Origin of the sequence: Roseateles sp. (genome assembly GCF_052436255.1) — a bacterium.
In the GTDB taxonomy this organism is placed as follows: domain Bacteria; phylum Pseudomonadota; class Gammaproteobacteria; order Burkholderiales; family Burkholderiaceae_C; genus Pelomonas.
The window spans coordinates 1-3,914 of record NZ_JBQVNP010000266.1; the positions used below are offsets into that span (position 1 = coordinate 1).

The following is a 3,914-nucleotide window of genomic DNA, read 5'->3' on the forward strand; positions in this document are numbered from 1 at the left end:
TGGTCCATCGCGATCAAGCGTATGGGGCGACCGCTGGCGAGCAGCGCATCGCGCACGTGCCGGTAGGTATACGAGGATTCCGGATTGCCATGGACCAACACCACGGTGGCCTCGGGGTCTGAGGTGCCGATGCGATGATCGAAGTAGAACATCGCCTTGCCGGCGTCGAGTCCCGTACGGATCTCGAAGAATCGTCTGCTTCCCGGCGGAAAGTAGTCGGCGGGAGGCTGTGTGAGCGGGCTGTTGCTGCGCAAGTCTGACGGAGGATTCTTCATGATTCGGCGTCGCGGCCCGGTGCCGCTCCATCTACGATTGGGAAGCAGAATCGTGCGTAGATCGCAGGCCCTTCGCCAGAGAAAACCGCGTCAGTTTGCGGGAGAACCACGCCAGCGCAGGGCGGCGCGACGGAGCCCGGTGACGTCGGCGAACCCGATGCGGGCGGCAATCTGCTCGAGGGTCAACACACCCTCTTCTAGGTGAATGCTCACCAGTTCTCGATGCCAGTCATCCTGAATGCGCTTGAAGGCGACGTTCTCGTCAGCGCAGCGCCGCTGCAGCGTGCGGGGGGAGAGAGCCAGCAGCGCGGCGACCTGGTCCAGCGTGAGGATCTTGCCTGGGTGCCGCGCGAGCGCTGCTCGGATCCGGCTCTCGATGGCGCTTTGGCCATAGGAGCGCAGCAGTTGCTCGCACTCGCGGACTACTGCCCCGAAAGCGGCAGCGCTTGCGGACTCGATCGGCGGAGCCAAGGACGCGGTCGCGAGCACAATCCGGTTGCGCGGTTGGCCAAACGAGACGGGCATGCGGAAGAAGCGCTTGTACTCTGCAGCGTAGGTGGGCGCACGGTATGCCAATTCGAGACGGCCGCTCGTCAGCGCGCCGGGTGACACTGCATGGATGGCAGACTGGATGCAAAGCAGGACGAACTCGAGGACATGCGGATAGTCGTCGCGCGTGCCGGAGGGAATATCGATGTCGATCGACGTTCGGTCGCCCTCTTTCGTCAGATTAGCTTCGATGAAAGGGCCCCGGATGACGATGAAGCGCACCATCGCGGCGAGAGCTTTTTCCAGATCGGGGGCCGCCATCATCGCCAGTCCGACCTGACCGTGTGTGGCGATGGTGGTCACGGCGCCGGCCTGCAGCGCGAGCGACGGCGTCTCGCTTGTGTCGATCGCATTGTGGACTAGCGCCAAAAACTGGCGGAAGTTCACGACTGCGTCGCGGCGACGGAGATCGTCCCAGGTCAGGTTGGTATCGTGGAGTACCGAGCCAGCCTGTTGGGCGCTCGCCGGCAGCAGTTGCATGAACAGGAGGGGATACACCGCCGAATAGGGCGTTGTCCAAGGTGAACAATGCTTCAGGATCATGGGTACGTCGGCAGTAATACAACGCGGCCGTCCATGGCTCCCTCTGCACCAGCCGGCGAAAAGTGCGTCACTCGAATGCCCCAGATTCGAGCTTGTCGCACAGCGTGGGAATGTGGGTGCCCATGCACACAAGCTCCGTCACGTAGCGCACTCGCTGGCGACCTGTCGTTTTCGCGGGGGCGGCATACCCCATCTTGCCCATGCCCAGTCCGCCGCGGTCGTCGTCCGGTACCGGCACTGCGACGCGCCGGGTCATCGTGCCTTTCTCAAGCGCATTGGTGTCGTAGAGCATCTTTGCCCTGACGACTTCGAGGGTGTATCCGCGTCCCATGCGATTGATGCTCTTGGCGAGGCGGTTGATGGACTCAGTGTAGGCGTTGGTCACGGGACAGTCGAAGTAGTTGAGGATGTCATCCCGGCGGCGGCTCCAGGCGGTCAGCAGTTCGGCGAAGTACGAGCGGACATCGCCTGTGAGGCTCGCAGCCCAGGCATCGAGCTCGCGCGCAGCCACACCGCGGGACCGGGTACTCCAGCATGCGAAGAACTGTTCCTTGGCCTCCCAGGCGGCCCCAAGGAGCGGGAACTGGTCGCCCCAGGCCTTCAGCTTGGTCATCTGGTCCGGCGAAAGGGAATGGCCGTGCCGAAGCAGTACGAAGCGGTCGTCCTTGAGTTGGATGCGCCGCTTCTGGGTCAAGGACCGGCGCACAGCCTTGCGCACGGCCTCGACGGCATTGGTCGCCATGCGCTGGACGTGGAATCGGTCCGCGACGAACAGGGCCTTGGGGAAGAATTCCCGGGCGACTACGGCGTAGTTGTTCCACAGGTCGGCCGTCACTACCTCCACTGCGTTCGGATTGCGGAAGGTCCGGAAGTATTCGCGCAGCCCCGCCATCTCACGGGTGGCGAGCATGTCGTAGACGGTATTGGCTTCGACGTTGGTGAGGATGCAGCGATACTTGCCGATGAGCTTGACCTCGTCGATCCCGAGGAACCGGGGTGTCACGAACTCGAACTGGGTCTCCAGATCCCGGACGAGGTCATCGAAGATGTATCGGATGCTTCGGTCCGACAGGCCCACCTCACGCCCGATCTCCGCGAACGTGTACTTGAGGCTTCGGCCCCGCACGTAGCGGATCAGGCGCTGCGTTGCGCGGCGCTTCTCGTCAATGGCCGGCAACGGGTCCGGGAACAGCGTCGAGCAGTCCTGGCAGCGCCAGCGGCGACGACGTATGAGCAGGACTGCCGGTTCACCATAGTGCGGCGCATCGACGTAATGCTGGTCACGGACACCATGCCTGTACAACCGGCCGCCCTTGCATGACGGGCACGCGGTCGGGTTGTAGGTCGGCTCCACTTCCGCGATCCGCGCCTGATCCTCTGTCCGATCGTGAAGCGCGATGAGCCGCAAGCCATCCAGGTCGAGTGCGTCGCGAATGACCGATCTCCCCTCGTTGATCGAGCATCAGCCTAGAAACAGTCACCCGGAATTGCAACCACATAGTTCGAGATTTGAAGTGACATATCCCTTCGTTCGGAAGGCATCAATCCAACCACGAATTTCGGAAACCCAAAAAAAATCGGGCACCAGGCCCGATTTTTTTGTGCTGCCGGTGCCTGAAGCTTCAGGCCACCGCGTCCTTCAGCTTCTTCAGCGGGCGCACGCGGATCTTCAGCGAGGCCGGCTTGGCGGCGAAGGTCTGCTCCTGGCCGGTGAAGCGGTTGATGCCCTTGCGCTTCGGCTTGGCCGGCACCTTCACGGCGGTGATCTTCAGGAAGCCCGGGAGCACGAAGCTGCCCGCACCCTTCTTGCTGACCGAGCCGGCGATCGCGCCTTCCAGCGCTTCCAGCACCTTCTTGACGCCCTTGGCGTCGATGCCGCTGCTCTCGACGAGATGGGCCACGAGGCCGGTCTTGTTGAGGGTTTCCTTGATCGGCTTGGCGGCGGCGGGCGCCGCAGCAGCTGCCTTCGGCTTCGGAGCTGCCTTGGTGGCCGCTGCCTTCGTCGCTGCTGCTTTCTTGGGTGCCGGGGATGCTTTGGCCATGTTTCTCCTGCTTGTGTTCAGTGGGATGGACGGCGCTGTGATCATGCACAGCAGCGGCGAGTATACGGACTGGCTGCAAGAATGCTGAATGAAGCTTGTTGACGCATGTCGGCGCAGTTGCAACGTCTGTCGCAAGCTGTTGCGTGCTCAGGCTACCAACTGATGCAGCCACGCTGCTTGCGGCGCGGGTTCGCCCTCGTGGCGCAGCAGCTGCGGGCGGCCGTCAAAGCCGTAGCGCGCCTGCCAGTAGTGCTGGCGCAGCGGTTCGAACAAGGTCAGCCGGCCATCGTGCTCGAACACGCCGGTGTCGATGAACAGCAGGTTGCCGCAGGCCATCGGCCTTCGATCCGGCGCGTAGCTGTGGCCGGCGATGATCTGGTCGATGCCAAGCACCGGCTGCAAGGCGCGCGACAGCCGGGCCTGCAGCGTGTCGGTGAGCGCCTGCGGCGCCAGCAGCCGATGCAGGCGTTCGCAGGCCGAGATCCGCCGACGGCCCCACAGCAGG

The 3,914-nt window shown here is 63.5% G+C and carries 4 protein-coding genes and 1 pseudogene; all 5 read right to left on the reverse strand.

The features are described 5' to 3' along the window. Nucleotides 1-254 (reverse strand): annotated as a pseudogene (locus ACT6S0_RS27230) (hypothetical protein); the annotation flags it as partial. Between the two features lie 111 nt (nt 255-365). Beyond that, on the reverse strand, nt 366-1,367 hold the full coding sequence (locus ACT6S0_RS27235) for an AraC family transcriptional regulator ligand-binding domain-containing protein (RefSeq protein WP_444729029.1): 1,002 nt from the start codon (nt 1,365-1,367) through the stop codon (nt 366-368). Between the two features lie 67 nt (nt 1,368-1,434). Then, entirely contained in the window at nt 1,435-2,775 is a 1,341-nt protein-coding gene (locus ACT6S0_RS27240) for an ISL3 family transposase (protein WP_444729028.1), read from the reverse strand. Nucleotides 2,776-2,989: 214 nt separating this feature from the next. Continuing rightward, nucleotides 2,990-3,409, reverse strand: a complete 420-nt coding sequence (locus tag ACT6S0_RS27245; protein ID WP_444729027.1) for an HU family DNA-binding protein — start codon at nt 3,407-3,409, stop codon at nt 2,990-2,992. 147 nt (nt 3,410-3,556) lie between these two features. Beyond that, nucleotides 3,557-3,914, reverse strand: a 358-nt coding sequence (locus ACT6S0_RS27250) for a hypothetical protein (protein ID WP_444766855.1), incomplete at its 5' end; no start/stop codon positions are given.